Annotated in this window: 24 protein-coding genes; 9 read left to right on the forward strand and 15 right to left on the reverse strand. The window is 71.0% G+C overall.

What is annotated here, in order from left to right:
- The first annotated feature begins 180 nt into the window (after window positions 1-180).
- Window positions 181-1,503, forward strand: coding sequence for a hypothetical protein (locus tag ACVCAG_RS18110; RefSeq protein ID WP_447190057.1), 1,323 nt, complete (start codon window positions 181-183; stop codon window positions 1,501-1,503).
- Window positions 1,504-1,677: 174 nt separating this feature from the next.
- Here ACVCAG_RS18110 and gdhA read toward each other — a convergent pair whose 3' ends face one another.
- Entirely contained in the window at window positions 1,678-3,021 is a 1,344-nt protein-coding gene (gene gdhA, locus ACVCAG_RS18115) for an NADP-specific glutamate dehydrogenase (protein ID WP_440084386.1), read from the reverse strand.
- Between the two features lie 205 nt (window positions 3,022-3,226).
- Here gdhA and ACVCAG_RS18120 point away from each other — a divergent pair, with 205 nt between their 5' ends.
- Window positions 3,227-3,931, forward strand: a complete 705-nt coding sequence (locus ACVCAG_RS18120; RefSeq protein WP_440084385.1) for a hypothetical protein — start codon at window positions 3,227-3,229, stop codon at window positions 3,929-3,931.
- Here ACVCAG_RS18120 and ACVCAG_RS18125 read toward each other — a convergent pair.
- The 8 genes from ACVCAG_RS18125 to ACVCAG_RS18160 all read right to left on the reverse strand — a co-directional run bounded on the left by ACVCAG_RS18125 (window position 3,871) and on the right by ACVCAG_RS18160 (window position 13,211).
- On the reverse strand, window positions 3,871-4,533 hold the full coding sequence (locus ACVCAG_RS18125; protein WP_440084384.1) for a response regulator: 663 nt from the start codon (window positions 4,531-4,533) through the stop codon (window positions 3,871-3,873). The two genes, ACVCAG_RS18120 and ACVCAG_RS18125, sit on opposite strands and share 61 nt — an antisense overlap.
- Window positions 4,534-4,719: 186 nt before the next feature.
- Window positions 4,720-6,303, reverse strand: a complete 1,584-nt coding sequence (locus ACVCAG_RS18130) for a protein kinase domain-containing protein (RefSeq protein ID WP_440084383.1) — start codon at window positions 6,301-6,303, stop codon at window positions 4,720-4,722.
- Window positions 6,303-7,919, reverse strand: coding sequence for a hypothetical protein (locus ACVCAG_RS18135; protein WP_440084382.1), 1,617 nt, complete (start codon window positions 7,917-7,919; stop codon window positions 6,303-6,305). The genes ACVCAG_RS18130 and ACVCAG_RS18135 overlap by 1 nt, the downstream gene beginning before the upstream one ends.
- Window positions 7,920-8,200: 281 nt before the next feature.
- A complete protein-coding gene (locus ACVCAG_RS18140) occupies window positions 8,201-8,857 on the reverse strand; it encodes an adenosylcobinamide amidohydrolase (RefSeq protein WP_447190093.1) in 657 nt (218 codons plus the stop codon).
- 100 nt (window positions 8,858-8,957) lie between these two features.
- Window positions 8,958-9,731, reverse strand: a complete 774-nt coding sequence (locus tag ACVCAG_RS18145; RefSeq protein WP_440084381.1) for an ATP-binding cassette domain-containing protein — start codon at window positions 9,729-9,731, stop codon at window positions 8,958-8,960.
- Window positions 9,732-9,849: 118 nt separating this feature from the next.
- On the reverse strand, window positions 9,850-10,815 hold the full coding sequence (locus ACVCAG_RS18150; protein ID WP_447190094.1) for a FecCD family ABC transporter permease: 966 nt from the start codon (window positions 10,813-10,815) through the stop codon (window positions 9,850-9,852).
- Between the two features lie 265 nt (window positions 10,816-11,080).
- A complete protein-coding gene (locus ACVCAG_RS18155) occupies window positions 11,081-12,067 on the reverse strand; it encodes a helical backbone metal receptor (protein ID WP_440084379.1) in 987 nt (328 codons plus the stop codon).
- Window positions 12,068-12,356: 289 nt separating this feature from the next.
- Window positions 12,357-13,211 carry a Gfo/Idh/MocA family protein gene (locus tag ACVCAG_RS18160; RefSeq protein ID WP_362676871.1) on the reverse strand — a complete coding sequence of 285 codons (855 nt, stop codon included), beginning with the start codon at window positions 13,209-13,211 and terminating at the stop codon, window positions 12,357-12,359.
- A 157-nt stretch (window positions 13,212-13,368) separates the two neighbouring features.
- Between ACVCAG_RS18160 and ACVCAG_RS18165 the strand changes: the two genes are divergently transcribed.
- Window positions 13,369-13,950 carry a histidine phosphatase family protein gene (locus ACVCAG_RS18165; RefSeq protein ID WP_440084378.1) on the forward strand — a complete coding sequence of 194 codons (582 nt, stop codon included), beginning with the start codon at window positions 13,369-13,371 and terminating at the stop codon, window positions 13,948-13,950.
- 136 nt (window positions 13,951-14,086) lie between these two features.
- On the opposite strand, the gene ACVCAG_RS18170 is transcribed toward ACVCAG_RS18165, so the two are convergent.
- From ACVCAG_RS18170 to ACVCAG_RS18180, 3 genes are all read right to left on the reverse strand, one after another.
- Window positions 14,087-14,317, reverse strand: a complete 231-nt coding sequence (locus ACVCAG_RS18170; protein ID WP_447190058.1) for a hypothetical protein — start codon at window positions 14,315-14,317, stop codon at window positions 14,087-14,089.
- A 150-nt stretch (window positions 14,318-14,467) separates the two neighbouring features.
- A complete protein-coding gene (locus ACVCAG_RS18175) occupies window positions 14,468-14,704 on the reverse strand; it encodes a DUF397 domain-containing protein (protein ID WP_344749145.1) in 237 nt (78 codons plus the stop codon).
- Complete coding sequence (locus ACVCAG_RS18180) at window positions 14,705-15,565, reverse strand: Scr1 family TA system antitoxin-like transcriptional regulator (RefSeq protein WP_440084440.1); 861 nt, start codon at window positions 15,563-15,565, stop codon at window positions 14,705-14,707.
- A 316-nt stretch (window positions 15,566-15,881) separates the two neighbouring features.
- Here ACVCAG_RS18180 and ACVCAG_RS18185 point away from each other — a divergent pair, with 316 nt between their 5' ends.
- Together ACVCAG_RS18185 and ACVCAG_RS18190 are read left to right on the forward strand one after the other, a co-directional pair.
- The gene (locus tag ACVCAG_RS18185) at window positions 15,882-16,313 is read left to right on the forward strand and encodes an ATP-binding protein (RefSeq protein ID WP_362836125.1); all 432 of its coding nucleotides are present in this window, start codon (window positions 15,882-15,884) and stop codon (window positions 16,311-16,313) included.
- 397 nt (window positions 16,314-16,710) lie between these two features.
- Window positions 16,711-19,107, forward strand: a complete 2,397-nt coding sequence (locus ACVCAG_RS18190; protein WP_440084377.1) for a helicase-associated domain-containing protein — start codon at window positions 16,711-16,713, stop codon at window positions 19,105-19,107.
- 5 nt (window positions 19,108-19,112) lie between these two features.
- On the opposite strand, the gene ACVCAG_RS18195 is transcribed toward ACVCAG_RS18190, so the two are convergent.
- Window positions 19,113-20,132 (reverse strand): ABC transporter substrate-binding protein, encoded by a 1,020-nt coding sequence (locus ACVCAG_RS18195; RefSeq protein WP_440084376.1) that lies wholly within the window; start codon window positions 20,130-20,132, stop codon window positions 19,113-19,115.
- 86 nt (window positions 20,133-20,218) lie between these two features.
- Here ACVCAG_RS18195 and ACVCAG_RS18200 point away from each other — a divergent pair, with 86 nt between their 5' ends.
- From ACVCAG_RS18200 to ACVCAG_RS18210, 3 genes are read left to right on the forward strand one after another with little or no spacing between them, the layout of a single operon-like run.
- Window positions 20,219-21,304: an iron chelate uptake ABC transporter family permease subunit gene (locus ACVCAG_RS18200; RefSeq protein ID WP_440084375.1), complete on the forward strand. Its 1,086-nt coding sequence runs from the start codon at window positions 20,219-20,221 to the stop codon at window positions 21,302-21,304.
- Window positions 21,301-22,365 carry an iron chelate uptake ABC transporter family permease subunit gene (locus ACVCAG_RS18205; RefSeq protein ID WP_440084374.1) on the forward strand — a complete coding sequence of 355 codons (1,065 nt, stop codon included), beginning with the start codon at window positions 21,301-21,303 and terminating at the stop codon, window positions 22,363-22,365. The genes ACVCAG_RS18200 and ACVCAG_RS18205 overlap by 4 nt, the downstream gene beginning before the upstream one ends.
- The gene (locus ACVCAG_RS18210) at window positions 22,362-23,156 is read left to right on the forward strand and encodes an ATP-binding cassette domain-containing protein (protein WP_440084373.1); all 795 of its coding nucleotides are present in this window, start codon (window positions 22,362-22,364) and stop codon (window positions 23,154-23,156) included. Before ACVCAG_RS18205 ends, ACVCAG_RS18210 begins: the two co-directional genes overlap by 4 nt.
- 13 nt (window positions 23,157-23,169) lie before the next feature.
- On the opposite strand, the gene ACVCAG_RS18215 is transcribed toward ACVCAG_RS18210, so the two are convergent.
- Entirely contained in the window at window positions 23,170-24,849 is a 1,680-nt protein-coding gene (locus tag ACVCAG_RS18215; RefSeq protein WP_440084372.1) for a DUF885 domain-containing protein, read from the reverse strand.
- Window positions 24,850-25,044: 195 nt separating this feature from the next.
- Here ACVCAG_RS18215 and ACVCAG_RS18220 point away from each other — a divergent pair, with 195 nt between their 5' ends.
- Window positions 25,045-25,365, forward strand: a complete 321-nt coding sequence (locus ACVCAG_RS18220; protein WP_329092552.1) for a GroES family chaperonin — start codon at window positions 25,045-25,047, stop codon at window positions 25,363-25,365.
- Window positions 25,366-25,393: 28 nt separating this feature from the next.
- On the opposite strand, the gene ACVCAG_RS18225 is transcribed toward ACVCAG_RS18220, so the two are convergent.
- Window positions 25,394-26,371 (reverse strand): hypothetical protein, encoded by a 978-nt coding sequence (locus ACVCAG_RS18225; protein WP_440084371.1) that lies wholly within the window; start codon window positions 26,369-26,371, stop codon window positions 25,394-25,396.
- Window positions 26,372-26,712: the final 341 nt, after the last annotated feature.

Consider the following 26,712-nt stretch of genomic DNA (forward strand, 5'->3'; position numbering starts at 1 on the left):
CAAATCATGCTCACCGGCATACCGCCGAAGATCACTCCTGAAGTGGTGCCCGGAATTCCAGGAAACCTGTCATGGGAATCCACGGGCTCACGGCACGGTAAAGTACTGGAGGAAAATCCTTTGTTAGCATGTCTCAAGAAATTGACGTCCGTGCTGGTCGCGGTGCTGTTTATCCTCCTGATGACAGATACGGCACACGCCGACTTCAATCCCATCGGCACCGAACCCGATGTCCCCTACGTGCAACCGGCGGACGCGGGCATTCCCAAGCGAGGCTGCGCCACCACACTGTCCGACCCCAAGAACGCCGCGGGAAGTGTCCCGGCGGTCCAGGTGATCTATGCCTGGCACGAGGAGTCCGGGAACCGCTACGACGACTTCGTCGAGAAGATCGCCAAGATCGTCGACCGGGTGGACTGGTCGCTGGACACGTCCACGAACTACGACCAGCATGTCAACCTGAGCTGCCGGACCGGCTACGACACCGGCGGCTACGCGGGCTACGCACGCGCCCTCGTGGTACCGGAGAAGATCGAGAACGGGGTGATCGGCGGCGAGACCGCCGCGGACGTCGTCGAGGACGATCTGGAGGCGGCGGGTTACGACCACACCAACCGTACCTACATGGTGTTCGAGGACTTCGACGGGACGGCGCAGGCCTTCTGCGAAATCCTCTGCGTCGCGGCGACCGACGAGTGGGACAGCGCGACCATGCTGCACGAGTTCATCCACCTGTTCGACGTCGACCACGCCAAGGTCACCGAGACGGTCCTCCATGAGGACGCCGACGTCATGTCCACCCAGTGGCACACCTGGCAGGTGGACCAGGAGTTCAACAACTACTACGACCCTAGCGAGACCACGGCCACGTTCTACACGAGCGCCTATCCGCACCCTCGCAAGGCCAACCTCGCCATCTGGTCGATGCTCACCCCGCCGGTCTGCTGCGACGTGGGGTACAGCAACGACCTGCTGACCGCGCAGGAACGCACGATCGAGGCGGACGCGCCCTACGGGTACCCCACGGGCTTCACCGTCTCCGGCGGCGGATGGCTGCAGGTCACCCCGCCTGGAACGGACAACCAGGTGTCGGCCCGCTACTACGACGGCCGGCGGTCCCTGACCGTGAACGTCCAGCCGTGGGCCGAGGGGATCCTGTCGGTCACTCGCAGGCCCCAGGTGACGCCGGGGCAACGGTACAAGTTCTTCGTCCGGCTGACGACCGCCACCTTCGGCGACGTCAAGCTGCGGCTCTCCTGGTACAACGCGTCGAACGCGCTGATCTCGAACAGTGACGGCTCGCTCCACGCCCTGACCTCTGATTGGGCGGAGCACGACGTCTCGGCGATCGCACCGGCCGGCGCGGCCACCGTGCAGCTGTCGGTGGTGAGCCCGAACGGCCAGTCCTTCGTCTACGTGGCGGACAGTCTCCAGCTCAACCGTTGTGACAACACGCGGACCACCGACGGATGCCGGCTGGACAGCGGCCTGCCCACCCCCTGACAAGGGCCACGGCGTTGATTCGCTCTCCCGGCGCCGTGGCTGTTCTGCGCGATCTCCGGCCCGCCGGTCCCGCTGATCGGGTCCGGCGGGCCGGGTTCGCGCTCCGGGCGGCACCGCTTGTCGCCGTCCTCTCCTCCGCCGGCTCGACGGTGACCGGGTACGGGCGCCTCAGCCTCAGATCAGGCCGAGGGCGAGCATCGCGTCGGCGACGCGCTTGAAGCCGTCGATGTTGGCACCGGCCACGTAGTTGCCCGGCATGCCGTACTCGGCGGCGCTCTGCAGGCAGCGGCCGTGGATGTCCTTCATGATCTCCTGAAGGCGGTGCTCGGAGAACTCGAAGGTCCAGGAGTCGCGGCTGGCGTTCTGCTGCATCTCCAGCGCGCTGGTGGCCACGCCGCCCGCGTTGGCGGCCTTGCCCGGGCCGAAGGCGACACCCGCCTCCTGGAAGATCCGGATGCCCTCCGGCGTGGTGGGCATGTTGGCGCCCTCGCCGACCGCGACACACCCGCCGCGCACCAGGGATTCGGCGTCCCTGCCGGTGATCTCGTTCTGGGTGGCCGACGGCATCGCCACCTCGCACGGCACCTCCCAGATGCTCCGCCCCGGCACGAAGGACACGACGCCGCCGCGGCGCTCGGCGTAGACGTCCATCCGCAGGCGCTCGACCTGCTTGACCTGCTTGAGCAGGTCGAGGTCGATGCCCTTCTCGTCGACGACGTACCCCGAGGAGTCGGAACAGGCGACCACGGTGCCACCGAGCTGCTGCATCTTCTCGATCGCGTAGACGGCGACGTTGCCCGAGCCGGAGACGACGACGCGCTTGCCCTCGAAGGAGGTGCCGCGCGCCTTCAGCATCTCGTCGACGAAGAACGCGCAGCCGTACCCGGTCGCCTCGGTGCGGACCTGGGCGCCGCCGTAGCCGATCCCCTTGCCGGTGATCACCGCGGACTCGTACCGGTTGGTGATGCGCTTGTACTGGCCGAACAGGTAGCCGATCTCGCGCTGGCCGACGCCGATGTCCCCGGCGGGGACGTCGGTGTACTCGCCGATGTGCCGGTAGAGCTCGGTCATGAAGCTCTGGCAGAAGCGCATGATCTCGCGCTGGGAGCGGCCCTTGGGGTCGAAGTCCGAGCCGCCCTTGCCCCCGCCGATCGGCAGGCCGGTCAGTCCGTTCTTGAAGATCTGCTCGAAGCCGAGGAACTTGACGATGCCCAGGTAGACCGAGGGATGGAAACGCAGTCCGCCCTTGTAGGGCCCGAGGGCGCTGTTGAACTCGACCCGGAAGCCGCGGTTGATGTGCACCTCGCCCTGGTCGTCCTCCCACGGCACCCGGAAGATGATCTGCCGCTCCGGCTCGCAGATTCGCTCGATGATCTTGGATTCGGCGTACTCGGGGTGCTTGCCGAGGACCGGCCCGATGCTCTCCAGAACCTCGCGGACGGCCTGGTGGAACTCGGCCTCCCCCGGGTTGCGGCGCAGGACGCTGTCGTAGATCGAATTCAGTTTCTCGTGCAACATCACGCGTCTTTCCGGTCGTGGGTTCACGAACTGCGATCCGGGCCTTCGAGGCGCGCAACTCACATCCTTGATCGACCCATGATGAGACCTTCTTACCCCAGCAGGGGGATCCCAGATCAACCCCGCGGTTGACGACGCCGCGGGTGCCCCACCCCTACCTTCCTGGCTGACAGGCCGTCACAGTCCCGCACAGGCAGGGAGAACCATGTTCAAGGACTCAGCCGACTTCCGGCGCGTCGCCTCCGGCGTGTTGCTGATCGCCGCCCCGCTGCTCCAGCTCGTCGCCCTCCTCGTCGACCCCGGAACCTGGGGCGACGAGCGCGAGGCGGTCAGCTACGGCGCCGACCCCGTGCTGTCCCAGGTGCAGTCGGTGCTCTACCACTGGTCCTACCTGCTGGCGGGCCTGTCGGTCTTCGGCCTGCTGCACGTGATGCGCCGCCGCGCCGTGGTCTTCGGGCACCTCGCGGGCACCCTGACCATCCTCGGCTACGTCAACGGGTCGGCCCTGCTGATGACCGACCCGGTGGAGTGGTGGCTCGGGCGGCACCACACCCCCGCGGAGAGCCAGAGGATCCTCGGCGAGATGCTGGACCTGCCCGGCGTCGTCTTCGGCTTCCAGATGCCGTGGCTGTTCTTCGCGATCTTCGGCCTGCCGGTCCTGCTGATCGGGGTCTGGCGGGCCGGGTTCGCGCACTGGGCGGTGCCGCTCGTCGCCGTACTGTCCTCCGCAGGCTCGATGGTGACCGAGTACGGGCCCGTGACGGTGCCGTTCTGGGCCGCGACGGCGGGCGCGGTCGGCTGGGTCGGGGTGAGGATGCTCCGGATGAGCCGCGAGGAGTGGATCTCGTACTACCCGACGGCCGCTCCCGGCCGGACCACACCCGACTCGTACGCGAACACCACCGCCTGAGCCCGGTCGCGCAGGTGGAGCTTCATCAGCACCCGCGCCACGTGGGTCTTGACCGTGGCCTCACCGACGAAGAGCTTTCCGGCGATCTCGGCGTTGGTCAGGCCGCGCGCCAGGGAGCGCAGCACCTCCAGCTCGCGCGGGGTGAGGTCGGCCAGCTGCGGCGGGGGCGCGGGGTCGTGGCGTCCGGCGAAGGAGGCGATGACGCGGGTGGTGACGGCCGGGTCGAGCAGGGCGTCCCCGGCCACGACGACCCGGATGGCCTCCACGAGCTGCTCGGGCGGCGAGACCTTGAGCAGGAACCCGCTGGTCCCGGCGCGGAGCGCGGCGTAGAGGTTCTCGTCGGTGTCGAAGGTCGTCAGCATCACGACCTTCGGCGGGTCGGGCCGGCCCAGCAGCTGCCTGGCGGCGGTGAGGCCGTCCATCCGCGGCATCGAGATGTCCATCAGCACGACGTCGGGCCTGGTGCGGCGGACCACGGCGAGGGCCTCGACCCCGTCGGGGGCCTCACCGACCACCTCCAGCCCTGGCTCGCTCTCCACGACGAGTTTCAGCCCGGCGCGGACCATCGCCTGGTCGTCGGCGATCACGACGCGGATGTTCACTGCTCCTCCTTGTCAGGCGGCTGGACACCTCGTTCCGGGGTCGGGCGACCGGCGACCGGCACCCGCGGGGGCCGGGGAAGGGGGAAGGAGAACCGCCATGCGGGGAGACTAAAGCCCGGTGACCGTCTTGCCCATAGGACAAAACGCCCGGACAAGCCGCTCACAAGTGGGACACAAGTCAGCGGGTCAGGACGCCGGGAACGAGACACTCCGCACGAACCGGTTGGCGACCGCGTTGTCACACCTGCCGGAGGAGCAGAAGTAGATCAGGAGAGCGGGCTCGTCCTGCCGTTCGACGACCCAGCCGGTGAACTCGAGCTGGCCGCCGCGCTGCGGGTCGGCGATCGTCCCCTGCAGGCGCGAGGCGTTTCGCCCGCCCACGCTCACCTGGACGACCTGGGAGAAGACGCTGACCGTCCCGGGAAGCGAGGACTGCAGCGTCTCCTGCAGCTGCTTGGCGCCGCTGAGCGGGTCGAGGGTGTCGAGCGTCTGCGCGTAGAAGCCGGTGGCGTCCTGGGGGGCGTCCTTGATGATCTCGTTCGCCGCGGCCCAGTCGGCGGTGACGGGCGTGGCGAACAGCGCGCGGAACTGCTCCACCTTCGGCGAGACCGCCACGAACACGTCGGCGTGCGGCTCGAGGGTCCAGGTCCCGGGGTACTGGAAGGCGACCGGCACCGCGGACGAGCCCTCGTACGCCACCCAGGTGTCGTCGCCGCGCAGGAACGTCGCGAGCACCGCCACCAGCGCGACGATCGCCGTGATCGCCACGGCCGCGCCGATGAGGATGCCCTTCCCCCCGGCCGCGGACTTCTTCTTCGGCGCCTTCCGCGTGCCGGACGCCTCGGTCGTCTCGGACGTCCTGGACGCCGCCGGTGCCGTCGGGGCGTAGGGAGCCTGCACGAGCTGGTACGGCTGGCCGCCGCCGCTGATCGCGTCGCGCAGGTCGGCGATGAACTGGCCGCAGGTGTCGTAGCGCTGCTCGGGCGACTTGGCCAGGGCCCGCATCATGACGCCGTCGACCTCGAGCGGCAGCTCGGGACGGAGCGTGGTGAGCGGCGTGGGGGTCTCGGCGAGATGCGCCCAGAGCAGGGCGATCTCGTTGTCACGCTGGAAGGGCAGCCGCCCGGACAGCGCCTCGTAGACCACGCAGGCCAGGCCGTACTGGTCGCAGCGGCCGTCGATGTGCTCCTTGTTGATCTGCTCGGGCGACATGTATCGGGGGGTGCCGATGAACTGGTTGGTCTGGGTCAGCCCGGAGATCGAGGTGCGGTGCTTGGTGATGCCGAAGTCGGTGAGATAGGCGTGGTCGCCCTCGGTGTGGGCGGCGATCAGGATGTTGGCGGGCTTGACGTCGCGGTGGACCAGGTCGTGGGCGTGCGCGGTGTCGAGCGCGGCGGCCACCTGGGCGAAGATCCGGCTGACCTGGCTGACCGGCATCGGCCCCCGGTCGTAGAAGAGTTTGCGCAGGTCGGGGCCGTCGACGTAACGCATCGCGATGTAGAGGGTGCCGTCGTCGGCGCTGTCGGCCTCGTAGATGGGGATGATGTTGGGGTGGTCGATGCTCGCGACCGTGCGCGACTCCAGCACGAAGCGCTGGCGGAACCGGTCGTCCTCGCCGAGAAGCGGATTGAGGATCTTCAGTGCCACCCGGCGGTTGAGCCTGGGGTCGATCGCGAGATAGACGACGGCCATGCCGCCCTTGCCGATGATGTCCTCGATCTGGTAGCCGGCCACTTCCCGGCCGATCAGCGCCCTGTCGTTCACGGACATCACGTCTTGGTCGGCTGGCCGCAGTAGGCGCAGAAGCTGTGGGCGGGGCCCAGCCGCATCCCGCAGCCCGTGCAGTATCTCTGCACCACCGTGTCGCCGGGTTTCGTTCCCGGCCCCGTGGCGGCACCCGGCCCCGTGTTGTGGCCGGGAGCCGTGTTGTGGCCCGGATCGCGTGCCACCAGCACCGGCTGGCCGGGCGTGGAGGAGATCTTGGGCAGCGCCGGGAAAGAGCGGCCGACGACGACCGTGGAGTCGGCCTGCTCGTCGAAGGCCGGTCGCGGCGGTGTCGGTATCGGTATCGGTGGCGAGGTCGGGACCGGGGGCCGGGTCTCCGCGGTCGGACCCGGCTCGGGCTCGGGGTCGGGGTCCTGCGACCCGCGACGCCAGAGCAGGATCGCGGTGGTCAGCACGGCCAGCACCAGCAGGCCGCCGCCGACGAGGAACGGCCACAGGGGCGGGCCCCCCCGGGGCAGGTCGGTGGAGGCGGCCGCCCTCTTGGTGCCCTCGTCCTCGGCGGTGCCGCGCTTGGCCTGCGACGTCTTCAGGTGCGCGGCCGCCACGGTGTGGCCCGGGTAGAGCTCGAGCACGCGCTGGAAGGCGGGGACGGCGTCGCCGTAGTAGTGGGTGTGGAAGCGGGTCAGCGCCTGCTCGAAGGCGGCGTCGATCGGACCTCTGGCGGGCGCGACGTCCGCCTCGGCCAGGGCCTTGGTGACCTCGCGGACGCCGATCATCCGGGCGTCCTTGCCGCCGCCGAGCAGCAGGCCGACGACCTCACCCTTCTTGTCCTCGATCACCGGGCCGCCGAGCAGGCCCTTGTCGACCAGGGCGCCCAGCTTCTCCGGCTCGTTGACCTTGTTCTCCGGGTCCTTGAACTCCCGGCCGCCCTCTCCGGCGCCGCCCGCCCGCAGGTGGGCGATGTCGACGGTCTCCGGCAGGTTCGCGGCGGGCCGCCCGGTGAATCCCGCGACCGCCACCGGCGACCCCTCCTTGGCGGGCACCGCGCCGGCGAGCGGGGCGGTGGGCAGGCCCGCGCTCCCGTCGGCGCGGCCGACGGGCCTCAGCACCGCGGGGCTGTCGGGCCTGTCACCGGTACGGACGATCTCGGCCTTGAACCCCTCCTTGTCGGCGGAGGAGATGTTGGGGAAGACCGTGATCTCGGTGGTGACGTCGATGATGCAGGTGGCGGTGGGCTGCTTGGGCGGGTAACACTCCTGCAGGTGGTGGTTGAGCCGGTCGTCCTTGAGCTTGTGCCGCTCGAAGTCCTCGGGGATCTTGACCTTGTGGTGCGCGGCGAAGATCTTGTTGGCGGCGTAGACCCGGACGTCGCGGTCGCTCTTGACCACCCGGGTGAGGGTGACCATGCCACCGTCGGGGTTGATCACGGTGCCGGTGCCGCTGCCGATCGGCACCTCGTAGGAACGCTCCACGTGAACCAGCTCGCCGATGTGGTCGAGCAACGTGATGTCGACCTTCGCCGTCGCCTCGATCCTGACCACCGCGGGGGTCACCAGGTCGGTGATTCCACTGGGGTGCTCGTGAGCCAGGGCGGGAGTCACCCCGGCGATCGCCAAGGAGAGCCCTCCGAACACCACCAGCGCCGAACCGAACCGCCGCATCGCCACTCCCTACAGGGGATAGGACCAGGGTCGCAAACGAGGGTGAATAAGTGAACCGTCCAGCCCCGAGGGCTTGACTTTCTTTTCCGCCATCACCAGTGAAAGGCCATGAGCAGGGCATCGCCACCCCGTCTTGACCATCCCGTTTTACGCCTATCGTCACGCCCACGCCCCGTCGCGGACAGTTACGCAAAGTCTAATCCTGAGCGGACCCCCGGCGCGACAACGTATACCGTACGAAGATCGGTCCGCTGGAAAAACCCGTCCCCTCGGCTGAGAGGTCAGGCGGTCGGCACATCACGGTTCGCCCATCGGTGGGCGCCCTGGAGGACGGCGGTGTGCACGGCGCGGGCGATGCGGGCGCCCCAGGTGGAGCGGGGGCCGCCGAAGAGCTCCTCGGGGCCTCCGGGAACACGCTCGGGGACGGCCACGCAGACGGCGTCGGAGGCGGTGCCGGTGCAGGGGAAACCGGCCTCCAGCAGTGCCTGGGTCTTGGCCTCGGTCACCGTCATGACCGCGTTGACCAGGGCGGCGTCGCTCATGGCGACCGGTACGGCGACCGCGATGTTGACCGTTCCCGGCAGGAACATGGGGGCCAGCTCGGGGTCGGCGGCGCCTTCCGGGGCGGCGGCCCAGGTGGGGACGCGCAGGCCGACGGTCGCCACGGCCTCCGCTCCCCCGTCGCGGGCCCGGGTGAAGTGGTCGACCGACGCCGCGGTGAGCATGCCGACCCCCGGACCCTGCGGGGCCAGCTCCAGCAGGTGGTCCACCGGGTCCATCCGTGAGTATCCGGCGACCACCTGCGCGTTGAGCATCCAGGCGGCCGGGCCGATGCCGCCGCCGACCATGGCCGAGGAGATCGCCCGCCAGCCGGGGCCGAACTCCCACAGCAGCGCGGCCAGCCGGGCGCCGTCCTCGTCGCGGTGGCTCAGCCTCAGGGACGCTCCGTGTGGCCCCCGGTGTGGCCGGCTCCGCTCGTCGACGTCCGGGCGGACCTCGAACCCGCTCACGAACGCCTCCGGCGCGTCACGGTCCCGCTCAAGGGCGCTCCAGGTGGACCTCGGGCCTGCCGCCGGGACCGGCCGCGACGCGGACGCGGGCGTCGAAGTGCTCACCGATCAGCTCCCCGGTGAGCACCTCGGCCGGGGTGCCGGAGGCGGCCACCCGGCCGCCCGAGAGCAGCATCATCGAGTCGGCGTACTGACCCGCGAGGCTCAGGTCGTGCAGGGTCGTGACGACGGTCAGCCCGTCGGCCAGCCGGAGCCGGTCCACGAGTTCCAGCACCTGCTGCTGGTGGCCGAGGTCGAGGGCCGTGGTGGGCTCGTCGAGCAGGAGCACCGGGGCCTGCTGGGCCAGCGCCCTGGCGAGCACGACGCGCTGGCGCTCGCCGCCGGACAGGTGGGCGAGCGGCCGCGCGGCGAGGGAGGACAGGTCCAGCCGCTCCAGCACCGACCCGGTCACCTCGCGGTCGTGGCGGCTCTCGCGGCCCAGATAGGGGATGTACGGGGTGCGGCCGAGCAGGGCGTAGTCGAACACGGTCATGTCGGCCGGCAGCGCCGGGGACTGCGGGGCGCAGGCCAGCAGCCTGGCTCGCTCCCTGGGCTTGAGACTCCTGAGCGGCACGTCGTCGACGAGCACCTCGCCCTCGAAGGGCAGCACTCCCGCCAGGGCGCGCAGCAGCGTGGACTTGCCCGCGCCGTTGGCGCCGATGACGGCGAGCCAGTCGCCGTCCCGTACGTCGAGGCCGACGCCGGACAGCACCGCGCGCCGGTCCAGCACGACCGACAGGTCCCTCACCACGAGGTGGCTCACCGGTCTCCCCTCCCCTTCTCCACTTCACGCGGCTTCTCCTCGCGCGGCGCGCGGGTCCCGGTGGCGCGCGCACCGTACGGGCGGGCCGGCGCCCTCCCCGCGCCGCTCGCGCGCGGCGTCACGTCTCCACCCGGCGGGTCACCCGCAGCACGGCCACGAAGAACGGCGCGCCGACGAAGGCGGTCACCACCCCGATGGGCAGCTCGGCGGGGGCGAGCACGGTCCTGGCGACCAGGTCGGCGAGGATCAGGAAGGCGGCCCCGCCGATCAGCGAGATCGGCAGCACGATCCGGTACGACGCCCCGGCCAGGCGGCGGACCACGTGCGGCACGACGAGGCCGACGAAGCCGATCAGCCCGCTGACCGCGACGGCCGCCGCGGTGGCCAGCGAGGCGGCGAGCAGGACGACGAGGCGGACGCGGGCGGCGTTCAGGCCGAGGGTGACCGCCTCGTCGTCGCCGACCGAGAGCACGTCGAGGAGCCTGCCGTGCAGCAGCATGACCACCACCGAGACGGCGGCGTACGGGGCGACGAGCGTGACCTGGGCCCAGCCTCCGCCGACGTCGCCGAGGATCCAGGCGTAGATGCGCTGGAGTTCCTCCACCCTGAGCTGCTGCAGGAACGTCTGGATCGCGGTGAGGAAGGACGTGACCGCGACGCCCGCGAGGACCAGCGTGGCGGTGCCGCCGCCCCGGCCCGCCGCGCTGCCCAGCGCGTAGGCGAGCAGCACGCCGCCGACGGCCCCGGCGAAGGCCGCGGCGGGAATGCCGATCGCCTCGATGTCGCCGCCGGTGAAGACGATCGCCGCCGTGGTCGTCAGACCCGCGCCCGCGGCGGCTCCCAGCAGGTAGGGATCCGCGAGCGGGTTGCGGAAGACGCCCTGGTAACCGGCTCCGGCGACGGCCAGCAGACCGCCGACGATCGCGGCGAGCAGGACCCGGGGCAGCCGCAGCTCGGTCAGCAGGCCCAGCTCGACCGGGGCCAGCCCCGAGTCCACCGAGACGAACGGCAGCCAGTCGAGCAACTGGAGCGCCACGCCGCGCGGCGCGATGCCCGCCGCGCCGACCAGCAGCCCGGCGAACATGCTCGCCAGGAGCACGGCCACGGCCGAGAGCGTCACCAGCGGGCTCAGCCGTGCCGCCTGCCTGCCCTGGCCACCGGCCTCCCAGACCGCACCGGTACCGGTGTCCGTGCCGGTGCCGGTGTCCGTGCCGGTGTCTTTGCCCGTGCCGGGGGACGACGACCCGGAGGCCGCGTCGCCGGGACCCACCGGGTGCCCGGGACGGATGCCTCGTCCTTCGGGGCGGGGAGAGAGCATTTCTCGTTTCTTCTTGTCTTCTTGACGCCGGTCAGCCTGCCGCCACCTTCTGGACGGAGTCGCCGATCTGCCTGGCGAGGTCGATGACGCGCGGCCCCCAGCGGGAGGCGACGTCGTCGTCGAGGAGGACGACCCGGTCGTTCTTGACGGCGGAGAGCTTGGACCAGCCGGGACGCTTGGCGAGGGTGTCCCTGGACTGGCCGCAGCACTTGGTGTCGGCCAGGAAGACGAGGTCGGGGTCGGCCTTGGCGACGAACTCGGCGGAGAGCTTGGGGTAGCCGCCGGCCGCGTCGGGAGCCTCGTCGGCGATGTTGGTCATGCCGAACAGCCCGTAGATCTGTCCGATGAAGGTGGTGGAGGTGGCCGAATAGGGAGTGGTGTCCAGCTCGTGATAGTAGGTGAGCTTCGCGTCCTTCGGCGCGGCGGCGGTGATCTCGTCGAGCTGTTTCCTCATCCCGGCGACGAGCTCCGCGGCCCTGTCGCCGTTGCCGGTGGCGGCGCCGAGGTCGGTGATCTGGTCGTAGGCCTCGTCGAGCTTGGTGGCGGTGGGCTCCAGCAGCACGGGGACGCCGACCTTGCCCAGCGCGGCCACGACGCTGTCGGCGTCGTTGGCGACCACGACCAGGTCGGGCTTCCTGGCGATGATCGCCTCCACGTTCGGCTTGAAACCGGACAGGTCGCTCTTCGGCGCCTCCGCGGGATGGTTGGACTGGTCGTCCACCGCCACGACCTGCGGTCCGGCGCCGATCGCGAACAGGCTCTCGGTGGCGGTGGGCGAGAGCGAGACGATCCGCTCCGGCCTCCTGGCGACGGCGACGGGGCCGTTACCCGCCTCGACGGTGACGGGGAATCCCGCCGCCGAGGGGGTGGCCGCCGCGCTCGCGGAGGTGGCGGGGGGCGAGGCGGAGGTGCTCTGGCCGCATCCGGCGAGGGTCAGCGCGGCGAGCAGGGCACCGGCGAGGGCGGCGGGGGCAGCGGGGGCAGTAAGGGCAGCGAGGGCGCTGCGTACGGGCCTCACACGAGGTCCTTTCAGTTGCCGGAACCGAGGGACCCGAAGGAGACGGGTCACCCTTTTCCACGAGGGTCGTCGTCGACGCGGCGGAGGCGACCTGGCTCGACCCCCGAGGGGCCATGACAGTTGCGGGACAGCGCCGGGCTCACACCGGACTTCGCTCACGCTGCGCGTCAGACGAACGGTATCAATCCCCTCGGAGGTCCCCCCAGGGTCCCCGGGGTCAGGGGGTTCTCGGCCCGGGTCCTGCGGCGAACCGTCCTCGGCCCGAGCCGCTCCTCAACCGAGCCGCTCCTCAGCCGAGCTGTTCCTCGGCGGCGGCGATGATCTCCTGCAGGCGCAGGCCGTGCGCGGCGTCCAGCGGATGGCCGCCACCGCGCCGTACGGTCAGCGCGAACTCGGCGAGCATGAGGGAGAAGACGTCGGAGCCCAGCCGGGTGCCGTCCAGGGACTCCCTGCCGAGACGCCCGTAGATCTCGACGTCGGAGGGCGGGTTCTCCCCCGGCACGCTCATGCACAGCGACGCCTCGCTGACCGCGCCGGTCTCGTGCTCCAGCAGCAGGCCGACCCAGCCCAGCGGGTTGCCGTGCGCCCGGACCCCGACGACCCTGCCGAGCGCCACGTCCAGCATGTCGATCATGTGCGGGCCGACGTCGAGGATCGCGCCGCGCTCCAGCCGCCAGGAGGTGGCGAAGGCTCCGCCGAGCATCGCCCCTGAGATGTTGGCCGCCCTCCCGCCGAACGGCTCGATGGCCGAGACCCTGGCCAGGAAGGCACGGGTGGCGGGCGAGTAACGCCAGGTGAGGACCATCTGCGAGGCCACGCCCGCCTCGGCGACCGCCTCGGCCAGCCGCCGGGCTCCGTCCAGGTCGGCGGCGAGCGGCTTCTCCAGCAGCAGCGCCTTGCCCGCCTTGGCGGCACGCACCCCCAGCTCGGCCTGGACCGCGGGCGGCACCGAGAACGCGACCGCCTCGCAGTTGTCGAAGAGTTCCTCGATCCGCTCGAAGACCGGGGCGCCGAACCTGGCCGCGGCCTCGGGACGACGGGCCCACACGCCCGCCAGACGCGTGTTCGGACCAGCCGCCAGCATCGGCGCGTGCACCATCTCGGCCCACGGTCCGGCGCCTACCAGACCCACAGATAACGTCACCGATCCAGTTTCGCACGCTCTCCCACCGTGATCGTGTGCCCCGGAGGGTGTTCCGCACCCAGCCGCCGGCGCGCCACCGACACGCCACCGCCAGGCCACCGATATGCCACCGGCGGGTCACCGGCGAGCCATTCGTACCGGCATGATGGGAACCACGATGAACCAGATGACTCTGTTGCGGCACGGCGAGACCGAGTGGAGCCGGGACGGCCGGCACACCGGGCTCACCGACCTGCCGCTGACCGCCAAGGGCGAGGACCAGGCGCGGGCGCTGGCCCCGCTGATCGCGGGCCGGACGTTCGACCTGGCCCTGGTGAGCCCGGCCAGGCGCGCGAGGGACACCGCCGAACTGGCCGGGATCGGCAACCCCGAGACCGAGCCCGACCTGTGGGAATGGGACTACGGCGGCTACGAGGGCGTCACCACCGCCACGATCCGCGAGAGCCGTCCCGGCTGGTACCTGTGGCGCGACGGTGTCGTCCCCGGCGACTCCGGCCATCCCGGCGAGAGCGCGGAGCAGGTCGGCGCCCGCGCCGACCGGGTGATCGCCCGCGCCAGGGCGGTGGAGGGGGACGTGGTCGTGGTCGCCCACGGGCACTACCTGCGGGTGCTGTGCGCCCGCTGGCTCGGACTGCCCCCGCGGGACGGGCGTCTCTTCCGTCTGGACACGGGGACCTACTCCCGGCTCGGCTTCGAGCACGGCGAGCCGGTGGTCCTCGCCTGGAACGCCCCCGTCTGACCCAGGAGGGGCCGGGGAGCGACCGGAGCCGGGCAGGGCGCCGAGAGGAGAGCCCCGCGCCCCGGGCCCGTGGGAAGCCTCCCGGCCCTCGCGTCCCGGCCGGGCGCGATCACGCCGTACGGAAGGAAGATCTCGTTCAGGCGGCGAGCTCGACGGGCTGGGGGCCCCGGCCGGTCAGCCATTCGAGGACCTTGCGATGCCCGTGGCAGGCGTCCTCGAAGTGACCCCAACGCCAGTAACGCGGCTGGTCGCGCACTCCGGTGACCCATGTGCGGTAGGACACCGGAGTGGGCGTACCCTCCCCGGTCGCCGCCGAGGCGACGCCGTAAGTGCGGATCACGACGCGCCCGCCTGGTGCGAACAACACGTCGTCGGCAACCGGATACAAGGTCATCTGGTCGAGCACGGTTTGAGCCCCCAATCACTGTGATCTCAAACTCTTCCGTGCCGATCCACTCCCCCGGTTACGTCACAGGCGCGCCACGGTTAACCTGGCGGCCCTGATGTAAAAACGGTGTTACACCGTTAAACCGTCGAACTCCCCATCCTTCACCCCGAGCACCAGGGCGCGAATCTCATCTCGCGTGTAGATCAGGGCAGGCCCCTCGGGGAAACGCGAATTACGGACCGCGATGCTGCCATCCGACAGTTCGGCCAGTTCGACGCAGTTACCCGTCGAGTTGCTGTAGCGGCTCTTGCGCCAGCTGGCCCCGGCAAGGTCAGTGGCGGGCATGCCGTTGTAGGTCTGCTTCATTTACATCTCTCTGAGAAGGTCGCCGAGGATCTCGGCGGTGCCCCCGGGCGTGGTGCTTTCCACGCACAACTGCTCCATGGCCGTGAGATATGGATCGATATCCTCACGTTTATCCAGGTAGAGGGCACCCCAGAGCTGCTCGACATAGACGACGTCCGACAGGTCGGACTCGGGAAACCGCAAGATGCTGAACGCACCACCCTCGGCCGCGTGCATGCCGAATCGGAAGGGCATCACCTGAAGGGTGATGTTGGGGAGCGAGGACACTTCCAGCAGGTGCTGGAGTTGTTCACGCATGATCTCCTTGCCTCCGATGGGACGCCTCAGGGCCGCCTCGTCGATAACCGCCCACAACCGGGGGCCGTCTTTCTTCGTCAGGCGATCCTGCCGCTGCATGCGCATATGCACACGACGCTCGATCTCCGCCTCCGGCACGTCCGGGTAGCCCAGCCGGATCACGGTGTGCGCGTAGGCGGACGTCTGCAGCAGGCCGGGAATGAACTGCACCTCGTAGGTGCGGATCATGTTCGTCGCCTCCTCCAGCCCCACGTAGGTGGTGAACCAGTGCGGCAACAGGTCGCCGTACTTGTGCCACCAGCCCGGGGTGTTCGCCTCGCGGACCATCTCCAGCAGGCCGCGCCGTTCTGCGTCGTCGAGCACGCCGTACAGGGTGAGCAGGTCTTCCACGTCACGTGTCTTGAAACCGACGCGGCCGAGTTCCATGCGGCTGATCTTGGACTCGGAGGCGCGGATGTGAAATCCCGCGGCCTCACGGGAGAGTCCCTTCTCCTCACGCAGCCGGCGCAGGCTCGCTCCGAGCATGATGCGCCGGACAGTGGAACCGGTACCGGGCGGATCCATGGACACGTAGTGCTCCTCGCTCGCTTTCCTGATCGACAGTCTGTCACTTCGTGACCTAAGAATCCTCGGCCACGACCAAGATCCCCTTTCGTCCGTAATCACCTAATCATGGGTAACGGTAGCGGTTGCACAGACCTTATGCACGTGCATTCGCTCTTGCACCTGCACGGGAGTTTGCAGCATGATGACGGCTGTGCAGTCCGCCCAAACCGCGCCCCCCCGAGCGTCAACGTCATGGACGGCGCTCGACTGGTGGCCCCCCGCCGGCTGGTGGCCCGATTCCGCGCGCGATCTCCTCTCCGGATCCCCGGCAGCCATGGCCAGCGCCACCTTCGTGCTCCCGCCCCACGCCGAGTCCGTCCACTCCGCCCGCAGCTTCGCGACGGGCACCCTCACCGGATGGAGCCTCGGTGAGCTGAGCGAGAACATGGAGCTGGTGGTCTCGGAGCTCGCCACCAACGCCTTCAGACACGGCCTGAGACTGGCCGAGTCACGCGCCAGGGAGCCGATCCGACTCTCCCTGCTCCGGCGCGGCGGGCTGGTCGCCTGCACGCTCAACGACCCGGGAGCCGGCTTCCCCGCGCTCCGCGACCCCTCCCCCCTCGACATCGGCGGTCTCGGGCTGCACATCGTCGAGTCGCTGAGCCTCCGCTGGGGCTGGGCACCGCTGGCCCCGTACGGCAAGATCGTGTGGGCCGTCCTCAGAACGGGCCTTCCCGAGGAGCCCGGCCCCCTCGACCGCCCGTAGTCCCCGTCCGTAGTTCCCTCACCGCCCGCGGTCCCCTCCCCGGGCGATCCGCCGAACCGGCCCCCTTCCCCCGGCCGGCCCGCGGAACGCCCTCCGGCCCGCCCGTACCCCCGGGTCCCCGGGTCTTCCCAGGGCCCGGCGACCTCTCCCGCTTTTCCAGGACCTCCACCGAACCCCTTCCGGACGGCGCCGCCCCTTCCCCTTCAGAGGCGCCGATCGGTCCCGGGGCCGCCATCCCTCCCGCCTCGCGGCCCCGGGACCGATCAGAACCGGACGTAGAGCTCTATAACGCATCGCATTCTGCGCGGTAGATGCCGTCAGAGATGCCCTCTGCATTACCGTGGATGTTTATGGCTCACGGAGAGTCCCCGCGCGAGATTCCTGAGAGAGCTGCGAGATGGACGATCACCTGCTCGGCTGGTTGAAAACCCTCGACGAAGAACGGCTCGCCCGAGTTCTGGCCAACCGGCTGGACGCCATCGCCCCACCGTGGCCGCGCCGCCTGGACACCCTGGCGCAGCGGCTGGGCAACGGGTTCGCGGTGATGGAGGTCATGCGCGGGTTGCCGCTGCCCTCGCTGGAGGTGGCGCAGGCGTCACTCGCCCTCGGCGAGCAGGCCGGGCCGGAGACGGTCGCCCGGTTCATGGGCGTGCCCGAGGCCGAGGTGTCGCCCTGGCTCGACCTGCTGTTCGACCACGCGCTGGCGTGGCCGGACGGCGAGGGCCGCATCCGGGTGGCGGAGGGGGTCGCCCGGTGGTGGGCGGCGCCCTGCGGGCTCGGTGAGCCGCTCCCCCACTATCTGAACTCCTGGACGGTCAGCGCCGACGCGCTGCGCGGGCTGGCCAGGACACTCGGCCTTCCGCACGGCCCCAAGCGGCGCACGGTCACCAGGGTCACCGAGATCCTCTCCGACCCGGCGCGGGTGACCGCGCTGCTGGAGAGGGCCCCGGAGGGCGCGCGGCGGCTGCTGGACGAGTTCGCCTGGGACGGCCCGGTCCGCGACGTCGACGGCGGCAGGTTCGTGGTGCCCGGCGCCCCCGAGAAGTGGGCGGCCGACCACGGGCTGCTCTTCCGTCCCAGCTGGAACGTGGCCGAGATGCCCCGCGAGGTGGCGCTCGCGCTGCGCGGCCCCGACTACCACCCGTCCTTCACCCCCGTCCCGCCCGACCTCGCCACCATGCCCGTCGACCCCGAGGCCGTCGACCACCTGATGACGCTGGCCGCCCCGCACGTGGTGGAGCGCTGCGCCGCCATGCTGGAGAACACCGCGAAGTTCCCGCTGCCGCTGCTCAAGGCGGGCGGGGTCGGGGTGCGCGAGGTCCGGCGGGTGGCCAAGGACACCGGCTGCGACGAGGACGAGACCCGGCTGCTGCTCGAGGTCTGCGCGGTGGCCCGGCTGCTGGCCTGGGACGAGTCCGCCGGCGGGCTGGTGCCCACCGAGAAGTTCGACCGCTGGCGGCTGGACGACGCCGCCGCCAGGCTCAGGGTGCTGCTGTCGGCGTGGTGGCGGATGGAGCGCTCGTCGCTGCGGAAGGTCGACGGCAAGTACGGCACGGTGCTCGGCGACGATCCGGCCGGAGCCATGGTCGCCCGCGCCCGGCGGGCGCTGCTCGGCGTGCTGGCCCGGCTGCCCGCCAGCACGGCGTGCACCGACCGGGCGGGGCTGGTCAGGTCCGCGCACTGGCACGCCCCGCTGCTGGACCAGTCGCTGCTGGCCGAGTGCGCCCCCGCGGTACTGGAGGAGGCCCGCATGCTCGGGCTGGTCGCCCTCGACACGATCACCGACCTCGGCCGGGCGATGGCCGGACTGGACGCCTTCCCGGGCGACGAGATCGACGACTCGTCGCCCATCGTGGAGAACGACCCCGTGCTGGTCGAGTGCTCCACCAGGGCGCTGGCCAGCGTGCGGCGGAGCGCGCTCTTCGGTGCCGACCTCACCGCCGTGGTGACCGGCCCGCCCGCCGGGGAGCTCGCCGAGCTGCTCGACCGGGCCGCGGAACGCGAGTCACGGGGCGCGGCCTCGGTGTGGCGGTTCACCCCGGCCAGCGTGCGCCGGGCCATGGACTCCGGCTACACCGCCGAGGGCCTGCTGGCCGACCTCGCGGAGGTGGGCACGGTGCCGCAGCCCCTCGACTACCTGATACACGACGTGGCCAGGCGGCACGGCGAGGTCACGGTGACCACGGTCGCCTGCATCGTGCAGGCCTCCGACCCGGCACTGCTCGCCGAGATCGCCGGGCACCGGCGGCTGGGCAGGCTGGGCCTGCGGCTGCTCGCCCCGACCGTGCTGGCCAGCTCGGTGCCCGCCGACAAGACCCTGGCGGCGCTGCGGGAGAACGGCTACGCGCCGGTGCCGATCGAGGACACCGGTGAGATCACCATCCGCAGGGCCCGCGTCGAGGAACCGCAGAACGGGCGGCTGATCCTGCTTCCCGGGGGCCGGGTGGCCGAGTTCGAGCAGCCTTCGTACCCGCTGGTGGAACCACCTCCCGACCCGCACGAGCACGCCCAGCGCCTGCTCGTCGCCGAGGGCGAGGCCTCCCAGTCCGCCGGCAGGACGTGGGCGGTCATCGGCCGGATGGCCTCCCGACTGCCGACCGCCCAGCAGTCGCTGCTCGGCTTCGTCGTCGACCGCGGCGTACGGGCGGCGATCACGCTGACCGACGGTCTGACCGCCACCATCAGCCACGGCGAGCTGCGCAGCGGCGTGCTCGACGCGTGGTGCGAGGAGGCGGGCGACTACCTGGAGTTCCCGCTGGCCGACATCGTCGAGGTCCGCGGCACCTACGCCTGATCCGGCTAGAGCTTCTTGGCCTTGGCGAGGTCGGCGTGGAGCTGCTCCAGCACGTCGGCGTAGCCCTGGTAGCTGTAGCGCTCCTCGGCGTGCCACTGGTAGACCTGCCCCGCCTTGACCGCGGGCAGCGCGGCGAAGGTCGGCTTCTTCTTCATCTCCTCGGGCCGCATCGACTGGGTGCGGGCGTCCACCAGGATCACGTCCGCGTCGTAGGTGTCCGCGTTCTCCCAGCTCAGGGTCTGCCAGAAGCCACCGTCGTCGACCTTCTCCGGCACCACCGGGTCCAGGCCGAGTTCCTTGAAGTAGCGCACGTCCGCGTGGTCGTCGGGGTTGGCCACCCACATCGCCTCCGGCCCGCCCGCCATGACCAGGATCTTCAGGCCCTTGGCCTCGGGGGTGGCGAGCGCGGCGGAGGCGGCGTCGAACCTGGCCTTGGCCGCGGTCACCTCGGGGGCGTCGAGGTCGGCGCCGAGAGCGGCCGCGACCTGCCCGTACCTCTCGATGAGCTTGGGCACCGACACCCCGATCAGGCTGACGCCGAGGGTGGGCGCGACCTGCTCGATGGTGGAGGTGGACTTCTGCGGCACGTACCAGAGGACGTCCTTGGTGTACATGCCGCTGACCAGCAGGTCCGGCTGGAGCGAGATGTACTTCTCGACGTTGAACTCGTCCCACGCGTTGCCGATGGACTCGACCTTGGTGATGTCGACGTCGCCGACCTGGGGGTCCTTCGTGCCGTCCTTGAGCTTGTGCGGCCCGAAGACGGCGACGGGGCGGATCCCGAAGTCCCAGAGGGCCGCGGCGGCGCCGACCTGGGCGACGACCCGGGCCGGGCGCCTGGGCGTGTCGATCTTCTTTCCACGGTCGTCGGTGAAAGTCCACGGGCCCGCCGCGGGGGAGGCGGCGGCCGGGGAGCCGCCCGGCGCCGCGGCCGTCTCCGCACCGCTGCCGCACGCGGCCAGGACGAACACGAGGCCGAGGCCCGCGGCCATGAATCCCCGCCGCGGCAGGACAGGTAGGGACATTTCCGACTCCAAAGGATAGGCTTACCTAAATGACTCATGCGTTAGATTAGCCTTGCCTAATCATTACCGACGAAGAGGGGTACCCGGTGAGCAGGGCCGCTGTGGCCACGGCCGCGTCCGACACGGTCGCGAAACCGGACGTGACGCGTCCGGAGCGAGCGGGAGGGACGAGACGCCGCTCGGTGGCGCTGGCGGCCGGGCTGGCGGCCGGGCTGGCCGCGCTGGTGCTGCTGGCGATGGTCAGCGTCGCGGTGGGCTCCCGCTCGGTCCCGCTGTCCACGGTGCTGGACGCGCTGCTCGCGCCCGACGGGTCCGCGGACCACACGGTCATCAGGGACCTGCGCGTACCGCGGACCCTGATCGGCATCGGCGTGGGCGCGGCGCTCGGACTGGCCGGCGCGCTGATGCAGAGCCTCACCCGCAACCCGCTCGCCGACCCCGGGCTGCTGGGCGTCAACCAGGGCGCCATGTTCGGCGTGACGGTCGCGATCGGGCTGCTCGGGGTGGGTGACCCCTCCCTCTACGTCTGGTTCGCGTTCGCCGGTGCGGCCGCCGCCGCCGCGCTGGCCTACGCGCTCGGCTCCGCCGGGCGGTCGGGCGGCGGGCCGGTGCGGCTCACGCTCGCCGGCGTCGCGCTGGGCATGGTCTTCAACGCCGCGGCCTCGGCGATCCTGCGGACCGACAACGCGACCTTCGACCGGATGCGGTTCTGGCTCACCGGCTCGCTCGCCGGGATCGGCGCCGACGTCGCGGTACGGCTCGCCCCGTTCCTCGCGGCTGGGCTGGTGCTCGGGCTGCTGCTCGCCAAGCCGCTCAACGCCCTCGCGCTCGGCGACGAGGCGGGGCGCGCGCTCGGCGTGAGCGTGGCCCGCACGCGCGGGCTGACCGCGATCGCCGTCACCCTGCTGTGCGGGGCCGCCACCGCCGCCGCCGGGCCCCTGTGGTTCATGGGGCTGGCCGTGCCGCACGCGGTTCGTGCCTTCACGGGGCCCGACCAGCGCTGGGTCCTGCCCTACACCGTCGTGCTCGCCCCCGTGGTGCTGCTCGGCTCGGACATCCTCGGCCGGGTGATCGCCGCCCCCGCCGAGGTGCAGGTGGGCATCATGTGCGCCGTCGTCGGCGCCCCGGTGTTCATCCTGCTCGCCCGCCGCCGGAGGCTCGCCGCCCTATGAGAACCATCCCGTCACCGGCGACCGCCCCGAAGGCCGCTCCCAAGGCCCTTCCCACCGCGCTGCGCCTGGGTTCCTGGTCGCTGCGGCTCTCGCCGCGCGGCCTCGCCGCCGGGACCGCCGTCACCGCCCTGGGAGTGCTCGTCAGCCTGGTCGCGCTGTCCGTCGGCGAGTTCACCGTTCCCATCCCCGACATCGTGGCCGCGCTGTTCGGCCAGGGGCCTCCGGCCGCCGAGCTCATCGTGGGCCGCCTGCGAGCGCCGCGTGTCGTGACCGGACTGCTGGTCGGCGCCGCGTTCGGGCTGAGCGGGGCCATCTTCCAGAGCCTGACCCGCAACCCGCTCGGCAGCCCCGACTTCATCGGCTTCACCGCCGGGGCCTCCACCGGGGGCATCGCCGCCGTCGTGCTGGGCGGCACCGCCTGGCAGATCGCCGGAGCCTCGCTCGCCGGGTGCGTCGCCTCCGCGCTGGTGGTGTACGCCCTGGCCTTCCGGCGCGGGGTGCAGGGCTACCGGCTGATCCTGGTCGGCATCGGGATCAGCGCGCTGCTGGTCTCCGCCGACTGGTACATGCTGACCCGCGCCAACATCAACGACGCCGCCACCGCCGGGGCGTGGATCACCGGCAGCCTCAGCGGGCGCGGCTGGGAGCACGCGATCCCGGTCGCGTACGCGCTGGTCCTGCTCCTGCCCGTCTGCGCCTGGCTGTCGCGCCCGCTGCGGATGATGGAGATGGGCGACGACGCGGCCAAGGCCGCGGGCATCCGCGTCGAACCGGTGCGCGCGATGGCCATCGTCGTCGGCGTGCTGCTGTGCGGAGTCGCCACCGCCGCCGCCGGACCCGTGATCTTCGTGGCGATGGCCGCGCCCCAGCTGGCCCGCCGGATCGCCCGCTCCCCCGGCGTCACCCTGGTCACCTCGGCGCTGACGGGCGCCACATTACTGGTGGGCGCCGACCTGGCCGCCCAGCGTGTCTTCGCGCCGGTGCAACTGCCGGTGGGAATCATGACCGCCGCGATCGGCGGCATATACCTGGTGTTTCTACTGCGAAGGGAACGACGTTGAGACTCTACGGCACCGGACTGACGCTCTCCTACGACAAGCGCGTGGTGGCGAGCGACCTGAACGTCACGATCCCCGACGGATCGTTCACCGTGATCATCGGCCCCAACGCCTGCGGCAAGTCCACCATGCTGCGCGCCCTGGCCCGCATGCTCAAACCCCGCACGGGGGCCGTCCACCTGGACGACGCCGTGATCACCTCACTGCCGTCCAAGGAGGTGGCGCGCAGGCTGGGCCTGCTGCCGCAGAGCTCGATCGTGCCCGACGGCATCACGGTCGCCGACCTGGTGGGCCGGGGCCGCTACCCGCACCAGCGGCTGATGCGGCAGTGGTCCCGCGAGGACGAGGTCGCGGTGGCGGCGGCCATGAGGTCGACCGACGTGACCGATCTGGCGGACCGCTGCGTGGACGAGCTCTCCGGCGGCCAGCGCCAGCGTGTCTGGCTGGCCATGGCGCTGGCCCAGGAGACCCCGATCCTGCTGCTCGACGAGCCGACGACCTTCCTGGACATCGCCCACCAGATCGAGGTGCTCGACCTCTGCGCCGACCTGCACGAGCGGGGCAGGACCCTGGTCGCCGTGCTGCACGACCTGAACCAGGCCTGCCGCTACGCCACCCACCTGATCGTGATGCGCGACGGCCGGATCGTCGCCGAGGGCGATCCCGCCTCGATCATCACGGCCGCGCTGGTGGAGGAGGTCTTCGAGCTGCGCTGCGAGATCATCGATGACCCGCAGAGCGGCACCCCGCTGATCGTCCCCGAGACCCGCCGCCGCACCCCCGTCCATACGTAGGCGCGACCGCGGGTCAGCCCTCCAGCGCGACCCGGCGGGCCAGTCCCAGGGGGAGCCCGCCGGAGCCGGCCAGCGTGTCGTGGAAGGCCCGCAGGTCGCCGCGGCCCGCGGCCAGGTAGTCGTCGCGGATGCGGTCGATCTCCAGAGCCCCGGTCAGGTAGGAGGGCGCCTGGGTGGGCCACGCGCAGTAGCGGTCGACCTCGCCCCTGGCCGTGCCGGGGGTGAGCGACGATTTCGTGGTCATGTACTCCTCGGCCTGCTCGATCGTCATGTCGCCGCAGTGCAGCGAGGTGTCGACGACGATGCGGGCCGCCCGGAAGAGCCGGAAGTCGAGGTGGGCGAGCTCCTGGGCCGGGGTGGTGAAGTAGCCCTGCTCGTGCATGAGCTTCTCGACGTACAGGCCCCAGCCCTCGGTGAGGTACGGGGTGCGGAACAGCTTGCGGGCGGGCCGGGGGTTGTCCGCCATCCACGACAGGTGCCAGTGGTGGCCGGGGTAGGCCTCGTGGACGGCGATGGAGGGCATCTGCGCCCTGGCGTTGGTACGCAGCCGCTGGCGGACCTGCTCCCCGGTGAACGAGGACGGGGTGAACGGGACGAAGAAGTGCCCGATCCTGGAGGTCGACAGGGGCGGGGGCGACATGTAGGAGGCGACGGCGACGATGGGCCGCTGGAACTCCGGCGACGGGACGACCCGGCACTCCTCTCCCCGCGCGAAGGTCACCAGGTCGCGCTCGCGGACGAACCTCCTGGCCCGCTCCGTCTCGGCCTCGTACTCGGCCCGCATGTCCTCCAGCGTCGGCGCGTGGTCGTCCTGGAGCTCGGTGACGGCCGCGTGCCAGTCGCCGGAGCCGCCGTCCAGCCTGGCGGCGACCTCGCGCATCCGCGCGTCCAGCTCGTCGTAGGCGGCCTGCCCCCGCTTGAGCAGCTCGTCGGCACCGTAGCCGAGCATCTCCCTCTCGCGCAGCAGGGTGGAGTAGAGCTCCTCCCCCATCCGCCAGGTGCCGGTCGCCCGGAACCCCTCGAGGAATCCCACCAGCTCGTCGAAGGCCGCCGCCGCGGGCTCGGCCGCTGCGGCCAGCCGGGCGCGCAGGGCCTCGTCGGCGACCTGGCCGGGGACCGTCTCGGTGAGGAAGCGCCGGGCGGTCCGCGACTGGCCCAGCCCTCGCGCGACCAGGAGCGGGGCCGCCAGGGCGGGATCGAGGTTGGCCCGGCAGGCGGCGATGACGTCCGGTACCTCGGCCAGCCGCGCGACGGCCGCGTCCACCAGCTCGACCTCGGTGGACAGCCGCTGCAGGAACGGCCCGAACATCGAGGAGAAGATCGGCCCCACGTAGGCGGCCGGGTCACGCCGCCAGACGGGCCACGCCTCGTACGCGAGCCCGCCGCGCAGCGTGGAGATGACCAGCTCCCGGTCGATCTCGTCCTCGAAGCTCTCGGACTCCTCGGAACCTCCGGGGGCCCCGGCGCTCTCGGGACTCTCGGGACTCTCGGTGCCCCCGGGTCTCCCGGGCGCCCGAACCTCCTGGAGCCGCTCCAGCCAGCGGCGCGCCTCCCGCTCCCTGGCGAGGATGCCGGACTCGGTGAAGTCGCCGAGAGTCCTGTCGTACCCCTGTGCGCCCGCGAGGTTGGCGTAGGCGGGATTCGCCGCCAGATACCAGTCGAGGAATCCGCTTACGAGCTCGGGAGACGTCATAACGCCGGATCCTACTCGGCGGGCGAATCCCCATCACCGGTGTTGTCGCCCGCCGATCTCCCGGTCCCCGGGTCCGCCCGGACCCCCCCTGGAGTCCCGCCGAAGACCCCCGCGCGGACCCGCTCGGTACCCCCGGACATATCCGAGTCCGCGGACGAGCGGGCTCGGCTCCGCGGTTCCCATAAACTTCATGCTGTGGGTGACCCGAAGTTCGAGATCCAGATGCTCCACGACCGTGTCATGGTCAAGATCGAGCAGGAGTCCGAGGAACGGCGCAGCACGGCGGGCATCGTCATCCCGGCGACGGTGAAGATGGCCAACCGCCTCGTCTGGGGTGAGGTCTGCGGCGCGGGCCAGAACGCCCGCGCGGTCAAGGTCGGCGACAAGGTCCTGTTCAACCCCGAGGAGCAGTACGAGGTCGAGGTCCACGGCCAGCTCTACCTGGTCATGCGCGAGCGTGACCTGCACGCCATCGCCACCCCGCAGACCGACAACGGCACCGGCCTGTATCTGTGAGGCCGGTGAGATCCGTGGGCCGCGCGGGTCATTTCCGGGTGTAGCCGAGATAGAGCTTGTTGGACCAGTCGGCGGCGGAGAAGGCGGCCAGGACCCGGGTGGTCTTGCCCTTGAGGGTGGACAGGACCACCTGGTAGTGGCCGGAGGCCGGGATGACGGCGATGAAGTGCTTCTCGTCCCACCAGCCCCACAGGGCCTTCGGCTTGATGCCGGGCACCTTGGCCGCGAGCTTGCCCGAGGTGCGGTCCCAGACGCAGACGTGCTCGGTGTGGCTGGACGGGCACCAGGTCATCAGGCCCCGCCCCGAGGGGGTGAAGGCGTCCTCCCCGCCGGCGGGCCTGCCGGTCTTGGCCAGGGTGCGGCGGATCGCGCCGTCCTGCCCGTAGAAGCGGGTGCCACCCGAGTGTTCGGCCACGACGTCGACGCCGTCGGAGCTCCACCGGAACCTCGCGGCCTTGTCGACATCGGCCACGGTCACCGTCCTGGCGGTCTTCGCGACCGCGTCGACGATCACGAACCCGGAGGTCACCCACGCGGATCCGCTCTTCCTCTCGACGGTCAGCACCGCCTTGCCGCCGTTGCGGTTCCAGTGAGCGTAGTGCGCGACGAGCGGCTTCCTCACCGTACGGATCCTGGTGCCCTTGGAGGTCGCCAGGTCGAGCAGGACGACCGAGTCGTAGCCGCTCTGGTAGGAGGTGGGCACCGCGAGGGCCTTCTTCCCCTTCGGCGCGACCGTGATCTCCTGGTAGGCGGTCTGCCGGGTGAACCCGGCCCCCCTGCGCAGGTAGGTCATCTTGCCGAAGGAGTAAGAGGTCACCCTGAGCGCGTCCTTGGAATCCTCCCGGACGGTGACCCGGGTGCCGGGCAGCACGATGTCGACGGGCGCGGCGGCGAACGCGACGGCTGCCGGCTCGGCGGCGTGCGCGGCGGCCGGAACCGGCACGATCACCGAGGCCAGGACGGCGAGGCAACCGAACAGCCGGTAGATCCCAGGAGTCACAGGCACGGCGGAATCCTAAGCCGGAAAGCCCTCAAGATCTTGATCTAGAACGAATCGGTTAGAACAGGTGTGAGAGAGACCGGCCGGGGTGAGGGGACACCGGAAGACGAGCGTTACGGGAGAACGGCGACACCGGGACGCGGAACCCGGAGTTCCCTTCGAGCCGGGGCCGACGCGGCGGGCAGACCGAAAACGAACGGCGATTTTACGGCGTCGGGCTCCAGCCCGTCCCCCGCCGTTTTCGCGGAGGGTCCGCGGCGCGCAAGGCAAAGTCACCGGCACCGGGCGGGGTGGATTGAGCCTCGGTGAGCCGTGTGGTCACGTTACGGCCCCTATCACCGATTAAT

Source organism: Streptosporangium sp. G12, from assembly GCF_052983175.1.